The organism is Pseudomonas sp. URMO17WK12:I11 (assembly GCF_007677725.1).
Classification (GTDB): Bacteria; Pseudomonadota; Gammaproteobacteria; order Pseudomonadales; family Pseudomonadaceae; genus Aquipseudomonas.
On the sequence record NZ_VEDF01000002.1, the window covers coordinates 406,964 to 424,982 of the forward strand.

The following is an 18,019-nucleotide window of genomic DNA, read 5'->3' on the forward strand; positions in this document are numbered from 1 at the left end:
CTTTTTTTTCTCTACGCCAAAACGGACCCTGTAAAAACTCCATCATGGACCCTTCCCCTGGTATCAGCCTCACCTCGTTATTCGCCGATTTCGGCATGATCATGTTTGCCCTGCTGCTGGTGCTGCTCAACGGCTTCTTCGTTGCGGCAGAGTTCGCCATGGTCAAGCTGCGCGCGACGCGCGTCGAGTCCATTGCCGAACAACACGGCTGGCGCGGCAACATCCTGCGTAAAGTGCACAACCAGCTCGACGCCTACCTCTCGGCCTGTCAGTTGGGCATCACCTTGGCTTCGTTGGGCCTGGGCTGGGTCGGAGAGCCCGCGTTCGCCCACTTGCTCGAGCCGCTGCTGGCCTACCTGGGCGTCGACAGCGCCGAGCTGGTCAAGGCCATATCATTCTTCGTGGCGTTCTTCGTCATCTCCTACCTGCACATCGTGGTCGGCGAGCTGGCGCCCAAGTCGTGGGCGATCCGCAAGCCCGAGCTGCTGTCGTTGTGGACGGCGGTGCCGCTGTACCTGTTCTACTGGCTGATGTATCCGGCGATCTACCTGCTCAACGCCAGTGCCAACACTATTCTGCGCATCGCCGGCCAAGGCGAGCCAGGCCCGCACCACGAGCACCACTACAGCCGCGAAGAGCTCAAGCTGATCCTGCATTCCAGCCGTGGCCAGGACCCCAGCGACCAGGGCATGCGCGTGCTCGCGTCGGCGGTGGAAATGGGTGAGCTGGAAGTGGTCGACTGGGCCAACTCGCGCGAAGACATGGTCAGCATCGATGCCCATGCCCCGCTCAAGGAAATCCTCGCCCTGCTGCGCCGCCACAAGTTCAGTCGCTACCCGGTCTACGACACCGAGCGCGAGGAATTCACCGGGCTGCTGCACATCAAGGACTTGTTGCTGGAACTGGCGGAACTCGAGCACCTGCCGGAAACCATCGACCTCGAAGACCTTGCCCGTCCGCTGGAGCGCGTCTCGCGGCACATGCCGCTCTCGCAATTGCTGGAGCAGTTCCGCAAGGGTGGCGCGCACTTCGTGCTGGTAGAAGAAGCCGACGGCAAGGTCATCGGCTACCTGACCATGGAAGACGTGCTCGAAGTGCTGGTCGGCGACATCCAGGACGAGCACCGCAAGACCGAGCGCGGCATTCTCGCGTACCAGCCAGGCAAGCTGCTGGTACGTGGCGATACCCCGCTGTTCAAGGTCGAGCGCCTGCTGGGCGTGGACCTCGACCACATCGAGGCGGAAACCCTCGCTGGCCTGATCTACGAAACCCTCAAGCGCGTGCCCGAAGAGGAAGAAGTGCTCGAGGTCGAAGGCTTGCGCATCATCATCAAGAAGATGAAAGGGCCCAAGATCGTCCTGGCCAAGGTGCTCAAGCTCGACTGAGCCTAAGGGTTGCCGGCCGTGAAGTCCGGCAACCCATTGAGCGGTCGATCGAACTGAAACGGTATCGACTCCAGCGCCAGGCCGACATTGCGCTGCACCACGAAGTGCAGATGGGGCCCGGTGCTGTTGCCGGTGTTGCCCGACTTGGCCAATGCCTGGCCCACTACCACCTGCTGCCCTTCCGTCACCAGCACCGAGCCGCGCATCAGGTGCAGGTAGACGCCCATGGTGCCGTCAGGATGCATGATCCGCACGAAGTTACCTGAGCGCAGGCTGCCGCGTCCGCTCTGGCCGTTCTCCACGCCTACCACCACGCCACCGCGCGCCGCGATGATCGGGGTACCCTCGGGCATGGCGATATCCATGGCATAGCGGCCCTTGGGGCCGAAGTGGCTGAAGCGGCCGTTGGCGCCCTGGGTCAGGCGAAACGGCCCGCCTTTCCAAGGAAACGGATACAGGTACGCCATCGAGCGCGGGCGCGGATCACCCATGGCGTACTGGAAGTTGGCCGCATACTGCAATTGCCCACCCGGGGCCGCCAGCACCGAGCCGATCACCTTGGTCGAGCGCGGGCCGATCACGGCGCGCACCAGGCGCGGTTTGTTGCCGCCGAAGGCATTGACCAGCTTGTCGATACGCACCTGGACCTGCATCGGCACGTGCAGGTCGTTACGCACCATGAAACGCACCCCGCCAGGGAACACTTCGGCCTGCAGGCGCACGCGCTCATCGATGCGTTCGAGCATTGGCTCGCGCAGCTCAAGGGCCTTGGCACCTGGGCTGTAATGCTCGGAATAGGACACGGCGCCATAGTTATCGACGCTTTTGTACAGGGTTGCGCCCAGGCTCGATACCGACGCCGAAAGCAAGGCACAGGACAGCAACAAGCGAGCGGCTGCGAGCATGATGGTGGCTTTTTGACAGTTAGGGTCTGTCGAAGACTAGCAGCGCCAGAAATCCGCGATAGTGCTATTGGTCGGATCACACCGCCAGTTGCGAGCACCGCCTGTGACAGCGCTCGACCTGAGCCGTACCGAGCAGGGTCGCGCCCCGCTCAGGCGCCGGGGGTAAAGTGTTTCTGCTGGGTGCCACGGGCGATCAGGCGCGACAGGTAGTCGAGCTTCTGCGCATCCTGGTCGACGAACTTGAAGTTCAACTGCAGCCACTCGCTGTCAGGCTTGGCTTCCAACGCAGCCACTGCATGCAGATACCCATTGAGCCGCGCCACCTCGGCGTTTTCGCCCTGTTCCAGGTCGAGCACTGCGCCCTCGAGCACTTGCGGCAAGGCTGTGCTACGGCGCACCACCAGCAAGGCTTCCTTGAGGCTCAAGGCCTTGATCACGCAGGGCTGGCTGCCGCTGGACAGGCGCAGCTGGCCCTGCCCTCGCCCGACCTGGGCTGCCGCAGCGGCGGCACTTTGCGGCTTCGGCGCGTTGACCAGCGGCTTGGCTGGCGCGGCGCTGGCGGCCGCCACTTTGACTGCTTCGGGCTTGCCACCGGTCAGCGCACTCAAGGAATCGTTGGCGAACGCCGAATTCACCCGCGCCGGCGCACCGGCGATGAGGCCCTCGAGCTTGCCGATCTTGGTCAGCGCCTTTTTCACCTTGGTCAACAGCTGCTCATTGGTGAACGGCTTGCCGACGAAGTCGGAAACCCCGGCCTGGATGGCCTGGATGACGTTTTCCTTGTCGCCACGGCTGGTCACCATGATGAACTGCAAGTCCTTCATTTCAGCCTGCTGGCGGCACCAGGTCAGCAACTCCAGGCCCGACATCTCAGGCATTTCCCAATCGCACAGCACCAGGTCGAAGCGCTCTTTGCCGAGCATGGCCATGGCCTTGCGGCCGTTGACTGCATCCTCGATGACCATGCCGGGAAAGGCGTTGCGCAGGCACTTTCTGACCAGGTCACGAATGAACGGCGCGTCATCCACGACCAGCACATTGACTTTACTCATCGATACTCCTCTTGAACCCGACTAGCCTACCGCGCAATGGTGGCCATTTGCCAACTCTTGGGTCACGCCGGGACTTCTTCGCATCGTTCGCGGGTGCCTGCCGATTGCTCTGCCGCCAACGAAAACGCCCGGCACAGGCCGGGCGTCGTAGCTCGGGAGCAATCTTATTTATCGTCCGCTAGACCAGGAACATTAGCGATTTCGCGCGGATCTTCCGGGCTGCCTTGCACTTGCGCCTGCATGCGCTTGAGGCCCATGTGGCGCACATCGGTACCGCGCACCAGGTAGATCACCAGCTCGGAGATATTGCGCGCATGGTCGCCGATGCGCTCCAGCGAACGCAGCACCCAGATCACGCTGAGTACCCGCGAGATGGAACGCGGGTCTTCCATCATGTAGGTGACCAGTTCGCGCAACGCCGTCTTGTATTCACGGTCGATGGTCTTGTCGTACTGGGCCACGGCCAACGCCAGGTCGGCATCGAAACGGGCGAACGCGTCCAGGGCGTCACGGACCATGTTGCGTACCTGATCGCCAATGTGGCGCACCTCGACATAGCCGCGCGGCGACTCGCCCTCTTCGCACAACTGGATGGCGCGGCGGGCGATCTTGGTCGACTCGTCGCCGATACGCTCCAGGTCGATCACCGACTTGGAGATGCTGATGATCAAGCGCAGGTCAGAGGCAGCTGGCTGGCGCCGAGCAAGGATGCGCAGGCATTCTTCGTCGATGTTGCGCTCCATCTGATTGATCTGCTCATCGACCTCGCGCACCTGCTGAGCCAGGCCCGAGTCGGCCTCGATCAGCGCGGTGACGGCATCGTTCACCTGCTTCTCGACCAAGCCGCCCATGGCCAGCAAGTGGCTGCGCACCTCTTCGAGTTCGGCATTGAACTGCTGAGAAATATGGTGCGTCAGGCTTTCTTTGTTGATCATGTGTTCGCTCCGCGAAGCGGCAAGCTGCACGCTTCAAGTGGTTCGTGTCGTTCCCTGGCGCTACGCCGACCGCTCTTCGCTGCAGCTTGCAACTCTAAGCTTGCCGCTGCGACGTGGACGCCCTTAGCCGTAACGACCGGTGATGTAGTCTTCGGTTTGCTTCTTGCCCGGGTTGGTGAACAAGGTATCGGTATCGCCGAATTCGATCAGCTTGCCCATGTACATGAATGCGGTGTAGTCCGAAACGCGGGCTGCCTGCTGCATGTTGTGGGTGACGATGACGATGGTGTATTTGGCCTTGAGTTCATAGATCAGCTCTTCGACCTTCAAGGTCGAGATCGGGTCCAGAGCCGAGCATGGTTCATCGAGCAGCAGCACTTCCGGCTCTACCGCAATGGTACGGGCGATCACCAGACGCTGCTGCTGACCACCAGACAAGCCCAGGGCCGATTCATGCAGGCGGTCTTTTACTTCGTCCCACAGCGCTGCACCCTTGAGCGCCCACTCCACCGCCTCGTCGAGCACGCGCTTCTTGTTGATGCCCTGGATGCGCAGGCCGTACACGACGTTCTCATAGATGGTCTTGGGAAACGGGTTGGGCTTCTGGAAGACCATGCCAACCCGCCGACGCAGCTCGGCCACATCCTCGCCCTTGCGGTAGATGTTGTGCCCATAAAGGTTGATGGCACCCTCCACGCGGCAACCGTCGACCAGATCGTTCATGCGGTTGAAGGTGCGCAGCAAGGTCGACTTGCCGCAGCCGGATGGGCCAATGAACGCTGTCACGCGCTGCTTGGGGATGTTCATCTGGACATCGAACAGCGCCTGCTTGTCGCCGTAGAACAGGCTCAGGCCAGGCACCTCGATGGCGACGGTTTCCTCAGCCAGGCGAAGCCCTTGCTTGTCACGGCCCAGGGCAGACATATCGATGCTGCGGGTTTGCGGTTCATGCTGCATGGTCGACTCCGTTGTAGCTGCAAGCGCTGAGCTGCAAGCTGCAAATTGTGGCAAAACGGCAAGCTGTTTGGGCTGGCCGTGGCTTGAAGCGTCAATCAACTGTCCAGCGCCTTGTACTTCTCGCGCAGGTGGTTACGGATCCATACCGCTGACAGGTTAAGCGTAGCGATCACCAGCACCAGCAACAGCGCAGTGGCGTATACCAGGGGGCGCGCGGCCTCCACGTTCGGGCTCTGGAAGCCGACGTCGTAGATATGGAAACCCAGGTGCATGATCTTCTGGTCAAGGTGCAGATACGGGTAGTTGCCGTCCAGCGGCAGCGAGGGCGCCAGCTTCACCACCCCGACCAGCATCAGCGGCGCCACCTCACCGGCAGCGCGGGCCACAGCGAGAATCATGCCGGTCATCATCGCCGGGCTGGCCATCGGCAGAACGATCTTCCACAGGGTTTCGGCCTTGGTTGCGCCCAGCGCCAGTGAACCTTCGCGCACCGTTCGCGGGATCCGCGCCAGGCCTTCCTCGGTGGCGACGATCACTACCGGCACTGCGAGCAACGCCAGGGTCAGCGAGGCCCAGAGCAGCCCTGGCGTGCCCAGGGTCGGTGCCGGCAAGGCCTCTGGGAAGAACAAGCGGTCGATCGAGCCACCCAGGACGTAGACGAAGAAGCCCAGCCCGAACACGCCATAGACGATCGCCGGCACGCCGGCCAGGTTGTTCACGGCGATACGAATCAAGCGCGTCACCGGGCCTTGGCGAGCGTATTCGCGCAGGTAGACAGCCGCCAGTACGCCGAAGGGCGTGACGATCACAGCCATGATCAAGGTCATCATCACCGTGCCGAAGATCGCCGGGAAGATGCCGCCTTCGGTGTTCGCCTCGCGCGGATCATCGCTGAGGAATTCCCACACCTTGGCAAAGTAGGTCGTCAGCTTGCTCACGCTGGACATCGCGTTCGGCCGGGTGGCGTGGACAACCTTGCTCAAGTTGATTTCAACTTCCCGGCCGTTGCCGTCCCGGGCCACCAGGCTGTCGCGGGCAAACGCCTGGTGCAGGCTCAGAAGGCGCTCTTCGATGGCCTTGTAGCGGCTGTCGAGCTCGGCACGCTCGGCTTGCATATCGGCCTGAGCCGCGGCGTCCAACTTGCCTTCGAGCTCAAGCTTGCGCCCTTGCAGGCGCAGGCGCTCGAGGCCATGGTTGATGGCACCGATGTCTTTCTTTTCCAGCGCCTGCAATTCACGGTTGAGCTGGTTGGCACGCTTGAGCCGGGCCTGCAGTTCGTCCCAGGCCGCCGCGCCGGTGGCCAGCACGCGGCCGTCCTGCTTGACGCTGACCAGATAGCCGTAGAAGTTGCCCCATTCGCGACGCTCCAGGGTCATCAACTCGGCTGGGCGCTGCTCATCGACCAGCCAATCACCAATTACCCAGGTGAAGTCGCTGCCATTGAGGTCGCGGTTACCCACCTTGATCAGCGCTCGGGTCATGAATTGCGGCCCGTCGTCCGGCACTGGCAAGCCAGCACCCTTGAGACGCTCGCGCGGCACTTGTTCGCTCTGCACCACCTCGCCGATGACGGTGTGATCGGCCTGGCCCGGCACCTTGTAGGTCGCTTGCACCAGATCAGCCGGCCAGAAATGGCCGAGGCCGCGCACGGCGATGACCGACAGCAGGCCGATGGTCATGATCACCGCCATGGCCACGGCACCGGCGCTGATCCAGACACCGGGCGCGCCGCTCTTGAACCAGCCTTTGAGGGAATCCTTTTTCACCGATCGCTACCTTCTGTCAAAGCGACGAATATTTCTTGCGCAGACGCTGGCGTATCAGCTCGGCCAAGGTGTTCATGACGAACGTGAACATCAGCAGCACCAACGCCGCGAGGAACAGCACGCGGTAGTGACTGCCGCCAACTTCCGACTCGGGCATCTCGACCGCCACGTTGGCGGCCAGGGTGCGCATGCCCTCGAAGATGTTCAGCTCCATGACCGGCGTGTTGCCGGTGGCCATCAGCACGATCATGGTTTCGCCCACCGCACGGCCCATGCCGATCATCAGCGCCGAGAAAATGCCTGGGCTGGCAGTCAGGATCACCACGCGGGTCAGGGTCTGCCAGGGCGTCGCGCCCAGGGCCAGAGAGCCCAGGGTCAGGCTGCGCGGCACGCTGAACACGGCGTCCTCGGCGATCGAATAGATGTTCGGGATGACCGCGAAACCCATGGCGATGCCGACCACCAGGGCATTGCGCTGGTCATAGCGCAGGCCAAGCGTCTCGGTGATCCACAGGCGCATGTCGCCGCCGAACAACGCGCTCTCCAACCACGGGCTGACCGACAGGGCGAACCAGCCGATCGCCAGGATCACCGGAATCAGGATCGCCGCTTCCCAGCCATCGGGCACGCGCAGGCGAATCGACTCGGGCAGGCGACTCCAGCCGAAGCCGACCAGCAGGATACCCAGCGGCATGATCAGGAACAGGCTGAACACACCGGGCAGGTGACCCTCCAGGTAGGGAGCCAGGAACAGGCCGGCGAAGAAGCCGAGGATCACCGTCGGCATCGCTTCCATCAACTCGATCACCGGCTTGACCTTGCGACGCATGCCTGGGGCCATGAAGTAGGCGGTATAGATGGCCGCCGCGATGGCCAGCGGGGCTGCCAGGATCATTGCGTAGAACGCGGCCTTCAAGGTGCCGTAGGTCAGCGGTGAAAGGCTCAGCTTGGGCTCGAAGTCGGTGTTCGAAGCGGTCGACTGCCACACGTACTTGGGCTCGTCGTAGTTCTCGTACCAGACTTTGCCCCACAAGGCGCTGAAGGACACTTCAGGGTGCGGGTTGCGCAGACTCAGCGGCAGCAGCTTGCCGCCCTGCTCGATGATGATGCGGTTGGCGCGCGGCGAAAACGCGAGGACTCCCGGGCCCTCGGCTACTGGCTCGACCAGCAGCGTGCGATGTGCGGTGCTGTGGAACACGCCCAGTTGCCCGGCGCTGTCCAGGGCGATGAAGCCCTTGCGACGCTCCTCGGCATCGATCTGCACGATGGGCGACTTGCCCATCTGGAAAGTGCGGATCTGCTTGAAGCGCTGCTCGCCGTCGGGGTCGCGGGCCATGAACCATTGCGCCAACCGGCCTTTGGAATCGCCGATGATCAGCGAAATGCCGCCGACCAGCGGCGCCGTGGCGGTGATTTCGGTATCGGCACTGTCGGTGAGCCTGTAGCGGCCGTTGAGGCTCTTGTCGCGCAGGCTGAAGACATCTGCAGTCGCGCGGCCGTTGATCACGTAAAGCCACTGCTGGCGGGGATCGATGAAGATATTCTTCACCGCCTCGGTCATCTGCGGCAGTTCGATGCGCCGCTGCTCGGTGCTGACCTCGCCGGTCATCATGTTCTCGCTACGCGACAGTTCGACGACCTGCAGGTGCGCGCCGGTGGAGCCGGCCAGCATCAGCGTGTCACCGTTGACGTTGACGCTGACATGCTCAAGAGCACGAGCCTGGTCGTCCAGCACGAACGGCGCCTGGCCGTATGGGTAGTCCAGGCCAGGGGTGATGGTTTTCTGATTGTCGGGGTAGGTCACCTTGTAGGTGTGGTGGAACACCAGTGCCTGGCCATTGGACAGGCCGAGTACCACCAGCGGGCTGCCCGGTTGGTCGGCGCTGATCGAGACGACCTGGGTGCCCGGCGGCAACGGCAGATCGACGCGCTTGAGTGCATTGCCGGTCTTGGTGTCGAAGAACAGCACCTGGCCCTGATCCGCTACCCGCATGCCGACCAGGTTCTGCTCTTCGAGCGCGATCATCAGCGGCTTGCCGGCATCCTGCTGCAGCCAGCTCGGCGCCAATGCCGGCTTCTGTGTCAGTTGCGCACCCTGGAACAGCGGCAGCACGACGTAAGCCAGGTAGAAGAAGATCAGGGTGATCGCCGCCAGTACGGCCAGGCCGCCGACCAGCACGTACCAGCGGGTCAGGCGATCCTTGAGGGCGCGGATACGGCGTTTGCGTTGCAGCTCGGGCGTATTGAAATCAATGCGCAAAGGTGGGGAATCAGCGGACATTTTGGAATTGGCCAGATCATTCATGCGCACACCCTAGCGGTCCCGTATGACAGAAACATGACAGTGAGTTGACGCACAAAAGCCCGCTGCTCAGAAACCTGGCACCGGACTGGGAAGACATGCACGAGGCCGGCACCAGCACCGGCCTCGTACCGGGATTATTGCTTGGCGATGTTACCGGATCGAGACAGCCCAAGGTCAGCCAGGGTCTTGTCGACGACCTTGGCCGGCAGCGGAATGTAGCCGTCCTTGACCACCACTTGCTGGCCTGCCTGCGACAGCACCAACTTGACGAACTCCGCTTCCAGCGGCGCCAGCGGCTTGTTCGGCGCCTTGTTCACGTAAACATAGAGGAAGCGCGACAGCGGGTAGGTGCCGTTCAGCGCGTTGGCTTCGTTGTCTTCGACGAACTCGCCACCTTCCTTCTTGGCCAGGGCTACGGTCTTGACGCTGGCGGTCTTGTAACCGATGCCGGAGTAGCCGATGCCGTTGAGCGAGGAGCTGATCGATTGCACTACCGACGCCGAGCCTGGTTGTTCATTGACGCTTGGCTTGAAGTCGCCCTTGCACAGCGCCTCTTCCTTGAAATACCCGTAGGTGCCCGATACCGAGTTGCGGCCGAACAGCTGCACGGGCTTGTTGGCCAGGTCGCCCGTCACGCCCAGGTCGCCCCAGGTTTTGACATCGGCCTTGGCGCCGCACAGGCGGGTAGACGAGAAGATCGCGTCGACCTGAGCCATGGTCAGGCCCTTGATCGGGTTGTCCTTGTGCACGAACACGGCCAGGGCGTCGACAGCGACCGGAATGGCAGTTGGCTTGTAGCCGTATTTCTGCTCGAAGGCCTGCAGCTCGACGTCCTTCATCTTGCGGCTCATCGGGCCGAGGTTGGCCGTGCCCTCGGTCAGCGCAGGTGGCGCAGTGGAGGAGCCTGCGGCCTGAATCTGAATGTTTACGTTTGGATATTCCTTCTTGTAGGCCTCAGCCCACAAGGTCATCAGGTTCGCGAGCGTATCGGAGCCGACGCTGGAGAGGTTGCCCGACACACCGGTGGTCTTGGTGTAGGTCGGGATCGCAGGGTCGACAGCGGCTACCGCGTTGGCGGTGGCAACGCCAGCGGCGGCAAACGTGAGGGCCGCCATCAAACGCTTCAGTTTCATGCCTTGCTCCTAGCAGGAATATTGGGGTGCTGGATGGAACGGGGCCAAGTATCTGCAGGCCGCATGAACACGATATGACCCAATTGTGACAAATGGATGAAAGGCCATCATTGCCTCTGCGGTGGCCCTGCTTCCAAAAGAGTGGCCGTGCCCCGCCGCTCCCGAGGTGTGGACGGCAGGCGTCGCTGAATCAGCGCTTGTTGGCAAGCAGATACACCCCTACCGCCAGACCCACCCCGCACAATCCGGCCACGTAGTAAGCCGGCGCCATCGGGCTGATCTTGAGCAACGCCGTGACCACCATCGGCGTCAGGCCGCCGAAGATCGCGTAGGCCACGTTGTAGGAGAACGACAGGCCACTGAACCGCACCGCCGCCGGAAATGCCTTGACCATCACGTAGGGCACCGCACCGATCACGCCCACGCACAGGCCGGTTACCGCATACAGCGGGAACAGCAGCTCAGGGTGGGTTGGCAGGCTGTGGTAGAAGGTCCAGGAGCTGGCCAGCAGCAGCAGGCTGCCGACCACGAAGACCCGGCCTGCACCAAAGCGGTCGGCCAGGCTGCCGGCGCCGATGCAGCCGAGGCTGAGCAACACGATTGCCAGGCTGTTGGCCTTGAGCGAATCGGTTGGGCTGATGTGATAGATGCTCTGCAGCAGGGCCGGCGTCATCAGGATCACGACCACGATCCCAGCCGAGAGCATCCAGGTCAGCAGCATCGACAAGATGATCGGGCCGCGGTGATCACGCAGCACGGCGCGCAGCGGCAGCTCCTCGGCCAGCGCCTTGCGCTGCTGCATTTCGGCAAACACCGGAGTTTCATGGAGCCAGCGGCGCAGATACACCGAGAACAGGCCGAACACCCCGCCCAGCAGGAACGGAATTCGCCAGGCGTAGCCGGCAACTTCTTCAGCGCTGTAGACCGTGTTGATCAACGTGGCGACCAGCGAGCCGAGCAGGATGCCGGCGGTCAGGCCAGCGGTAAGCGTGCCGCAGGCATAGCCCGTGTTACGCGCCGGCACATGTTCGGAGACGAACACCCAGGCGCCCGGCACCTCACCGCCAATCGCCGCGCCCTGTATCACCCGCATCAGCAGCAACAGGATCGGGGCCCACAGGCCAATCTGCGCGTAGGTCGGCAGCAGGCCCATGATCAGCGTCGGCAGGGCCATCATGAAAATGCTCAAGGTGAACATCTTCTTGCGCCCGAGCAGGTCGCCGAAGTGGGCCATGATGATGCCGCCCAGCGGACGCGCCAAGTAACCGGCGGCGAAGATCCCAAACGTCTGCATCAGGCGCAGCCATTCGGGCATGTCAGGGGGGAAGAACAACTTGCCGACCACGGTGGCGAAGAATACGAAGATGATGAAATCGTAGAATTCCAGCGCTCCGCCCAAGGCGGACAGTGAGAGGGTCTTGTAGTCGCTGCGGGTCAGCGGCCGGGACGGCTGCTCGGTACTGCTGGGCACGGAAGTCATCGCTCTTCATTCTCTTTGTAGGTCGTGCAGGCCGCTTGGCACGCGGCTTCTGGGATGGGGCGAGGAGCGAAGATAGCAAATTGCCGAGCCGCGCCGAAAGCGGAACAAAATCTGTACAAATATTCATGAAGGCACGGTCGTCGCTGGACGATTGCTATATATACTGGCCGTTCGTAGGAAAAAGTCGCTTCTATCTACGCAATTTGTGCGAAAACGCCGATCAAAATGTCAGACGATTTCGCAGAGTTTGCCCACGGCCGCCCAGCAAAGCGGAATCGGCGTAGTATGTCGCTAGTTGAATCGACTAGCGGCCCCGCGCCACATCAACGAAAGCGTCACGGGTCAGAGGCCCCATCGCATGATTGAGCTCGAACAAGAAGATCCTATCCCACAAGGCGATCTGGCCTTGCAAATCACCGCGCTGCCGCGCGAAACCAATGGCTTCGGCGATATCTTCGGCGGCTGGCTGGTGGCGCAGATGGACCTTGCCGGCACAGCCATGGCCAGCCGTGTGGCAGGCGGTCGCGTGGCCACGGTATCGATCGACCGCATGGCGTTCCTGGTGCCCGTGGCTGTCGGCGCGCAACTGTCGTTCTACACCCAGACCTTGGAAATCGGCCGCAGCTCGATTCGCATGATGGTCGAGGTCTGGAGCGACGACCCGTTGTCCAGCGAATGGCGCAAGGTCACCGAAGCGACTTTCGTCTTCGTCGCCATCGACGGCAGTGGCCGCACGCGCTCAGTGCCTCGCCGCTGACCCACGCGAGCGGTAAACTCATTGCACGTCATCGGGTCCAAGGGCCCACAGGCAAACAATGAGATGAGTGCAATGGCTACCTTCGAGGTCGATTCCGAGCAACATGGCGAACTGAACTGCTGGCGCATCAGCAGCGCCCCCGGTGAACTTCTGATCGCCCAGCAAGGCGCCCAGATTCTCAGCTATCAGCGGGTCGGCGAGCCGCCGCTGCTGTGGTTGAGCGAGCAGGCCATCTTCCGCCAGGGCAAATCGGTACGTGCCGGTGTTCCGGTATGCTGGCCGTGGTTCGGCAACCTGCAACGCAATCCGCAATCGGTTCAGGCGATGTACCGTGGTGAACAGGCGCCGGCCCATGGCTTGGCACGTACCCGCGACTGGCAACTACTGGGGATCGAAGAGCGCGGTCAGGCCCTGCACATCACCTTCGAGCTGCCGTCAGCACGCGGCGAGCTGCCGGATTGGCCACACGACGTCGAGCTGACGCTGCAGATCGTCATGGGCGAAGCCTTGGATGTATCCCTCAACAGCCATAATCGCGGCGATAGCCCGGTGACCATCAGCCAGGCCCTGCACAGCTATTTCGCCGTCAGCGACGTACGCCAGGTGCGCGTCGAAGGCGTAGAGGGCTTGCCGTATGTCGAAACCCTGGCCGACTGGGAGCAGCGCCAGCAACAGGGTGCATTGGCGTTCACCGGCGAAACCGACCGCATCTACCTGGATACGCCGCCACAGCTGAGCATCGTCGATCCACACTGGCAACGGCGCATCACCCTGGCCAGCACCGGCTCGCGCTCTGCGGTGATCTGGAACCCTTGGACCGAGCGGGCCAGCGAGCTGACCGACATGGCCGATGACGGCTGGCAACGCATGCTCTGCATCGAGACGGCCAATGTCTGGGATGACCTGGTTGAGCTTGCGCCGGGTGCCAGCCATTCGCTACGCGTCAGCATCAGCAGCACCGCGCTCTGATTTCACGATGGGGCCAGTGATTGGCCCCGCAACCCGGCCGGAGCGCGATCAGAGATCCGCATCCTCGACCACTCGCACCTTCCCGGCATCCAGCGCGTACGCAGCATCCGCGAGGTCGTTGCTGACCTTCTCCACCTTCAGCGTGCCGCTGACCCACAGCGGCGTGTAGATGTCGGCGATCTTCAGCCCTTTCGGGTAGCGCACCAGCACCAATTGGTTCGGCGGCGGCGGCGGCACGTGGATGCAGGCGCCAGGGTACGGCACCAGGAAAAACAAGGTGCTGTTGCCCTTGGCATCGCTTTCCAAGGGCACGGGATAACCGCCCAGGCGGATCTGCTTGCCATTCAGCGCGGGCACGGTCTTGGTGGAATACATCACCGCCGGCAGGCCTTTGCTCTGCTTCAAGCCGCCTTTGGCGGTGAAGGTGCCATCGGCCTCTGGCGAGTTATGGTCGATTTCAGGCATCTGCTCGAGCGCCTTCTGATCGGACTTGGGCATCAGCTCCAGCCAATCGGTTTCGGGCAATTCGGCATGGGCCAGGGCACTGGCCAGGAGAAGGGGAACGAGAAAGAATGCACGCATGAACTGCTCGGCAACTCGGGATGAATTGCCGGGCATTCTAACCAGAATTCAACGCTTCTTGATGAATCCGTAGATCACCAGCAGGATGATTGCACCAATCAGCGCGCCCAGGAAGCCTGCGGCCTGGCCTGCCTGGTAGATCCCCAGTGCCTGGCCACCGTAGGTGGCGAGCAAGGAGCCTGCGATACCCAGCAGAATGGTCATGATCCAGCCCATGCTGTCGTCGCCCGGCTTGAGAAAACGCGCCAGCAGGCCGACGATGAGGCCGATGAAGATGGTTCCGATGATACCCATGGCAATCCCTCTGCATTAAAGATGAAACAAGCCAAAGCCTAGACAGCGCTTTGGCGTGTTGCCATTTCAGAGGGCTTGGCGCGGGCAGAAGTTCGATCAGTTGCTGATCAAGGCCTCTACATCGGCAATCTTGGCCTTCAGGGTGGTCATGTCCTGGCAACGCAGGGTAGCGTGCCCGACCTTGCGGCCGGCCTTGAAAGCCTTGCCATAGTGGTGCAGGTGGCAATCGTCGATGGCCACCACCTGCTCCACTGCCGGGACTTCGCCGATGAAGTTGAGCATGGCGCTCTCGCCCAGCTTGGCAGTCGAGCCCAGCGGCAGGCCAGCCACGGCGCGCAGGTGGTTTTCGAACTGGCTGCACTCGGCGCCTTCGATGGTCCAGTGGCCGGAGTTGTGCACGCGCGGTGCGATTTCGTTGGCTTTCAGGCCACCGTCGACTTCGAAGAACTCGAAGGCCATGACGCCGACGTAGTCCAGTTGCTTGAGCACGCGGCCTACGTAGTCTTCGGCCAGGCTTTGCAGCGGATGCGCAGCGCTCGCCACCGACAGGCGCAGGATGCCATCGACGTGGGTATTGTGGACCAGCGGGTAGAAGCGCGTTTCACCGTCGCGGGCACGCACCGCGACCAGCGACACTTCACCGGTGAACGGCACGAAGCCCTCCAGCAGGCACGGCACGCTGCCCAATTCGGCAAAGGTGCCTGCCACATCTTGCGGCTGGCGCAGCACCTTCTGGCCCTTGCCGTCGTAACCCAGGGTGCGGGTCTTGAGCACGGCAGGCAGGCCGATGCTGGCCACCGCCGCCTCCAGGTCTTGTTGCGAGAGGATGTCGGCGAACGCTGGGGTTGGAATCCCAAGGTCGCGGAACATGCTCTTTTCGAACAGCCGATCGCGGGCGATGCGCAACGCCTCGGCGCTCGGGTAGACCGGGACGAACTGAGACAGGAAGGCCACGGTTTCAGCTGGGACGCTTTCGAATTCGAAGGTCACCAGGTCAACGTCGTTAGCCAGCTGGCGCAGGGCATCCTGGTCGGCGTAGCCGGCCAGCAGATGCTCGCCCAGCGAGGCGGCGCAGGCGTCTGCTGCCGGATCGAGAAAAGCGAAGTTCATGCCCAGCGGAGTACCCGCCAGGGCCAGCATGCGGCCCAGTTGGCCGCCACCGATTACACCGATTTTCATGACGTTCGACCTCAAGCCTGGCGCGGGTCTGGATTATCCAGCACGGTTTCGGTCTGCTCAGTGCGAAACTGCTTGAGCGCCGCGTGGAACTGCGGGTGCTTGGCACCCAGGATACTCGCCGACAGCAGCGCCGCATTGACCGCGCCGGCGCGGCCAATGGCCAAGGTCGCGACCGGTACGCCGGCCGGCATCTGCACGATCGACAGCAACGAATCGACGCCCGACAGCATTGACGACTGCACCGGCACGCCCAGTACCGGCAGGTGGGTCTTGGCAGCGCACATGCCTGGCAAGTGCGCAGCGCCACCAGCGCCTGCGATGATCACCTCGATGCCACGCCCTTCGGCCTCTTCGGCATACTGGAACAGCAAGTCCGGGGTGCGATGGGCGGAAACCACCTTCACTTCATAGGGAATGCCGAGTTTTTCCAGCATATCGGCGGTGTGGCTAAGGGTGGACCAATCGGACTTGGAGCCCATGATCACGCCAACCAGTGCACTCATCGTCGAGCCTCTCCTGCAAGCGCCGTCTGGCGCGCTAAAAGCAACAAGCCACGCAGGTGGACCGGCGTGGCTTGTCATACGGATTCTGAATCGACCGGGTCGGCCGAAGGCGCGGGATTGTAGCTCATTTCAAAGCGAACCGCCCAGCCCTGCAAGCACATGTCGGATCAAAGGGCAAGCTGTCTCAGGAGACAACTTTTCCTACTGACCCGGTATCGGTCCAGCCGGCAAAATTGCGGCTTTTTCGTAGTTCGCGCCCTGAAGGTTCCGAGATGAACAAACCCCGAGACATTGCGCTTGCCTTAGGTCTGGCGTGCTGCATGACTGTGTCTGCGGCCTGGGCCACGAGGCCGTTGGTGATCACTGTTTATCCCCATGACGAGCTAGCCGATATCAGCGACGAGCAGTTGCACGAACGGTACTTCCAGCACTGGCTGGAAGAAATGCGCAGCTTCACCGACCACCCGATCGAAGTGATCTATCAGCGCTCGATCGCAGGGCTGACCGACATCGATTACCACGCCCTGGCGCCGCACCAACTGCTCGATACGTTCACCGACGAAATTCAGGCTCAGCGCTCAGGCCGGCCGTTTTCCTATATGAACAAAGACCTGCTGCTCACCCAGGCCAGATATGGCACAAGCGGCATGCTCCCGACTGCCGGGCTGCCCCACCCCAGCGACACCACCGCCGTGGCTTCGGCCCACAGCCCAAGCGACCCGGGACACGAACTCGGCCACCTGCTTTCAGCCACGCATGAACAGGCGCAGATCAGCTACAACGGCTGGCCGTGCGAGAGCTACATGGTGCCCACCCGCACCCCGCTGCGCGGCAACTGCTACACCTACAGCGCTGCCAATCGCGCGGCCATCCGCGACTACCTCCGGTACAACTCAGACTGACGCTTCGCTCGAGTTACCGGCAGATTCCAGCTTGCGCCACAACAGGCGAACATTGGCCTTGCGTACCAGCGCGCAGCGATACAGGCGAATTTCCAACGGCACATGCCACTGGCTGGGTCCGCAGATCGCCAGCTCGCCGCGCTCCAGTTCGCCGCGCATCGACAGGCGTGGCACCCAGGCGACGCCCATGCCCTCCAATGCCATGCTCTTGAGACTGTCAGCCATGGCCGTCTCGTACACGGTGGTGTAGCGCAGGTTGCGCTGGCGCAGCAGCAAGCTGACCGAGCGTCCGAGAAAGGCACCGGCACTGTAGGCCAGCAGCGGCACGCTGACGTCGCCCTCAAGGTCGAACAGTGGTTTACCGTCTGCGTCCACCGCGCACACCGGCAGCATCTCGGTGATGCCCATGTGCAGCGACGGGAAGATCTCGGCGTCCATCTGCAGGGCCGCATCCGGATCGTAAAACGCCAGCATGAGGTCGCAACCACCCTCGCGCAGCGCATGTACCGCGTCTCCGACGTTAGTCGCAACCAGGCGCGTGGCGATGTTCAGGCCATCGTTGCGCAACTGCGCCACCCAGCGCGGGAAGAACCCCGATGCCAGCGAGTGCGCCGCCGCCACCTGAATGACCTCGCCCTGGCCACCTTCAAGGTGGTGCAGATGACGCAGAACCTCACTGAGCTGGTCGACGACCGTGCGCGCCGTGACCAGAAACAGCTGACCCGCCTCGGTCAATTCAATGGGGGTGCGGGAACGATTCACCAAGGTCAGGCCCAAGGCCGCTTCCAGGCTGCGGATGCGCCGACTGAAGGCCGGCTGGGTGACGAAACGTCGTTCGGCCGCCTGGGAAAAACTACGGGTCGAGGCCAGCGCACTGAAGTCTTCCAGCCATTTGCTTTCGAGGTTCATGAAGCA

At 62.5% G+C, this 18,019-nt stretch carries 17 protein-coding genes; 4 read left to right on the forward strand and 13 right to left on the reverse strand.

The window, feature by feature from the left end; all coding sequences use genetic code 11:
- Positions 1-44 precede the first annotated feature (44 nt).
- On the forward strand, positions 45-1,385 hold the full coding sequence (locus tag FS665_RS05165; RefSeq protein WP_145184401.1) for a hemolysin family protein: 1,341 nt from the start codon (positions 45-47) through the stop codon (positions 1,383-1,385).
- 2 nt (positions 1,386-1,387) lie between these two features.
- Here FS665_RS05165 and FS665_RS05170 read toward each other — a convergent pair whose 3' ends face one another.
- The 8 genes from FS665_RS05170 to FS665_RS05205 all read right to left on the reverse strand — a co-directional run bounded on the left by FS665_RS05170 (position 1,388) and on the right by FS665_RS05205 (position 11,918).
- Positions 1,388-2,290 (reverse strand): M23 family metallopeptidase, encoded by a 903-nt coding sequence (locus FS665_RS05170; RefSeq protein ID WP_145184405.1) that lies wholly within the window; start codon positions 2,288-2,290, stop codon positions 1,388-1,390.
- Between the two features lie 149 nt (positions 2,291-2,439).
- Positions 2,440-3,342 (reverse strand): response regulator, encoded by a 903-nt coding sequence (locus FS665_RS05175; RefSeq protein ID WP_145184408.1) that lies wholly within the window; start codon positions 3,340-3,342, stop codon positions 2,440-2,442.
- Positions 3,343-3,506: 164 nt separating this feature from the next.
- Positions 3,507-4,277 (reverse strand): phosphate signaling complex protein PhoU, encoded by a 771-nt coding sequence (gene phoU, locus FS665_RS05180; protein WP_145184411.1) that lies wholly within the window; start codon positions 4,275-4,277, stop codon positions 3,507-3,509.
- A gap of 123 nt (positions 4,278-4,400) precedes the next feature.
- A complete protein-coding gene (gene pstB / locus FS665_RS05185; protein ID WP_145184414.1) occupies positions 4,401-5,234 on the reverse strand; it encodes a phosphate ABC transporter ATP-binding protein PstB in 834 nt (277 codons plus the stop codon).
- A gap of 95 nt (positions 5,235-5,329) precedes the next feature.
- A complete protein-coding gene (gene pstA, locus FS665_RS05190; protein WP_145184416.1) occupies positions 5,330-7,000 on the reverse strand; it encodes a phosphate ABC transporter permease PstA in 1,671 nt (556 codons plus the stop codon).
- A gap of 16 nt (positions 7,001-7,016) precedes the next feature.
- Positions 7,017-9,305, reverse strand: a complete 2,289-nt coding sequence (locus FS665_RS05195) for an ABC transporter permease subunit (RefSeq protein ID WP_145184419.1) — start codon at positions 9,303-9,305, stop codon at positions 7,017-7,019.
- 134 nt (positions 9,306-9,439) lie between these two features.
- The gene (locus FS665_RS05200; RefSeq protein ID WP_145184422.1) at positions 9,440-10,438 is read right to left on the reverse strand and encodes a phosphate ABC transporter substrate-binding protein PstS; all 999 of its coding nucleotides are present in this window, start codon (positions 10,436-10,438) and stop codon (positions 9,440-9,442) included.
- A gap of 190 nt (positions 10,439-10,628) precedes the next feature.
- Positions 10,629-11,918: an MFS transporter gene (locus FS665_RS05205; RefSeq protein WP_145184425.1), complete on the reverse strand. Its 1,290-nt coding sequence runs from the start codon at positions 11,916-11,918 to the stop codon at positions 10,629-10,631.
- Positions 11,919-12,276: 358 nt separating this feature from the next.
- Here FS665_RS05205 and FS665_RS05210 point away from each other — a divergent pair, with 358 nt between their 5' ends.
- Together FS665_RS05210 and FS665_RS05215 are read left to right on the forward strand one after the other, a co-directional pair.
- Positions 12,277-12,675, forward strand: coding sequence for an acyl-CoA thioesterase (locus FS665_RS05210; protein ID WP_027917060.1), 399 nt, complete (start codon positions 12,277-12,279; stop codon positions 12,673-12,675).
- Positions 12,676-12,747: 72 nt separating this feature from the next.
- Positions 12,748-13,644 carry a D-hexose-6-phosphate mutarotase gene (locus FS665_RS05215; RefSeq protein ID WP_145184428.1) on the forward strand — a complete coding sequence of 299 codons (897 nt, stop codon included), beginning with the start codon at positions 12,748-12,750 and terminating at the stop codon, positions 13,642-13,644.
- Between the two features lie 48 nt (positions 13,645-13,692).
- On the opposite strand, the gene FS665_RS05220 is transcribed toward FS665_RS05215, so the two are convergent.
- From FS665_RS05220 to purE, 4 genes are all read right to left on the reverse strand, one after another.
- Positions 13,693-14,226, reverse strand: a complete 534-nt coding sequence (locus tag FS665_RS05220; RefSeq protein WP_145184431.1) for a DUF3299 domain-containing protein — start codon at positions 14,224-14,226, stop codon at positions 13,693-13,695.
- Between the two features lie 48 nt (positions 14,227-14,274).
- Positions 14,275-14,520, reverse strand: a complete 246-nt coding sequence (locus FS665_RS05225) for a GlsB/YeaQ/YmgE family stress response membrane protein (RefSeq protein ID WP_145184432.1) — start codon at positions 14,518-14,520, stop codon at positions 14,275-14,277.
- 96 nt (positions 14,521-14,616) lie between these two features.
- A complete protein-coding gene (locus FS665_RS05230; protein ID WP_145184435.1) occupies positions 14,617-15,699 on the reverse strand; it encodes a 5-(carboxyamino)imidazole ribonucleotide synthase in 1,083 nt (360 codons plus the stop codon).
- Positions 15,700-15,710: 11 nt separating this feature from the next.
- The gene (purE, locus tag FS665_RS05235) at positions 15,711-16,202 is read right to left on the reverse strand and encodes a 5-(carboxyamino)imidazole ribonucleotide mutase (protein WP_145184438.1); all 492 of its coding nucleotides are present in this window, start codon (positions 16,200-16,202) and stop codon (positions 15,711-15,713) included.
- Between the two features lie 320 nt (positions 16,203-16,522).
- On the opposite strand from purE, the gene FS665_RS05240 reads away from it, so the two are divergent.
- The gene (locus FS665_RS05240) at positions 16,523-17,104 is read left to right on the forward strand and encodes a hypothetical protein (RefSeq protein WP_256674991.1); all 582 of its coding nucleotides are present in this window, start codon (positions 16,523-16,525) and stop codon (positions 17,102-17,104) included.
- Here the strand turns inward: FS665_RS05240 and FS665_RS05245 are convergent.
- Complete coding sequence (locus tag FS665_RS05245) at positions 17,096-18,013, reverse strand: LysR substrate-binding domain-containing protein (RefSeq protein ID WP_178108294.1); 918 nt, start codon at positions 18,011-18,013, stop codon at positions 17,096-17,098. The two genes, FS665_RS05240 and FS665_RS05245, sit on opposite strands and share 9 nt — an antisense overlap.
- Positions 18,014-18,019 lie beyond the last annotated feature (6 nt).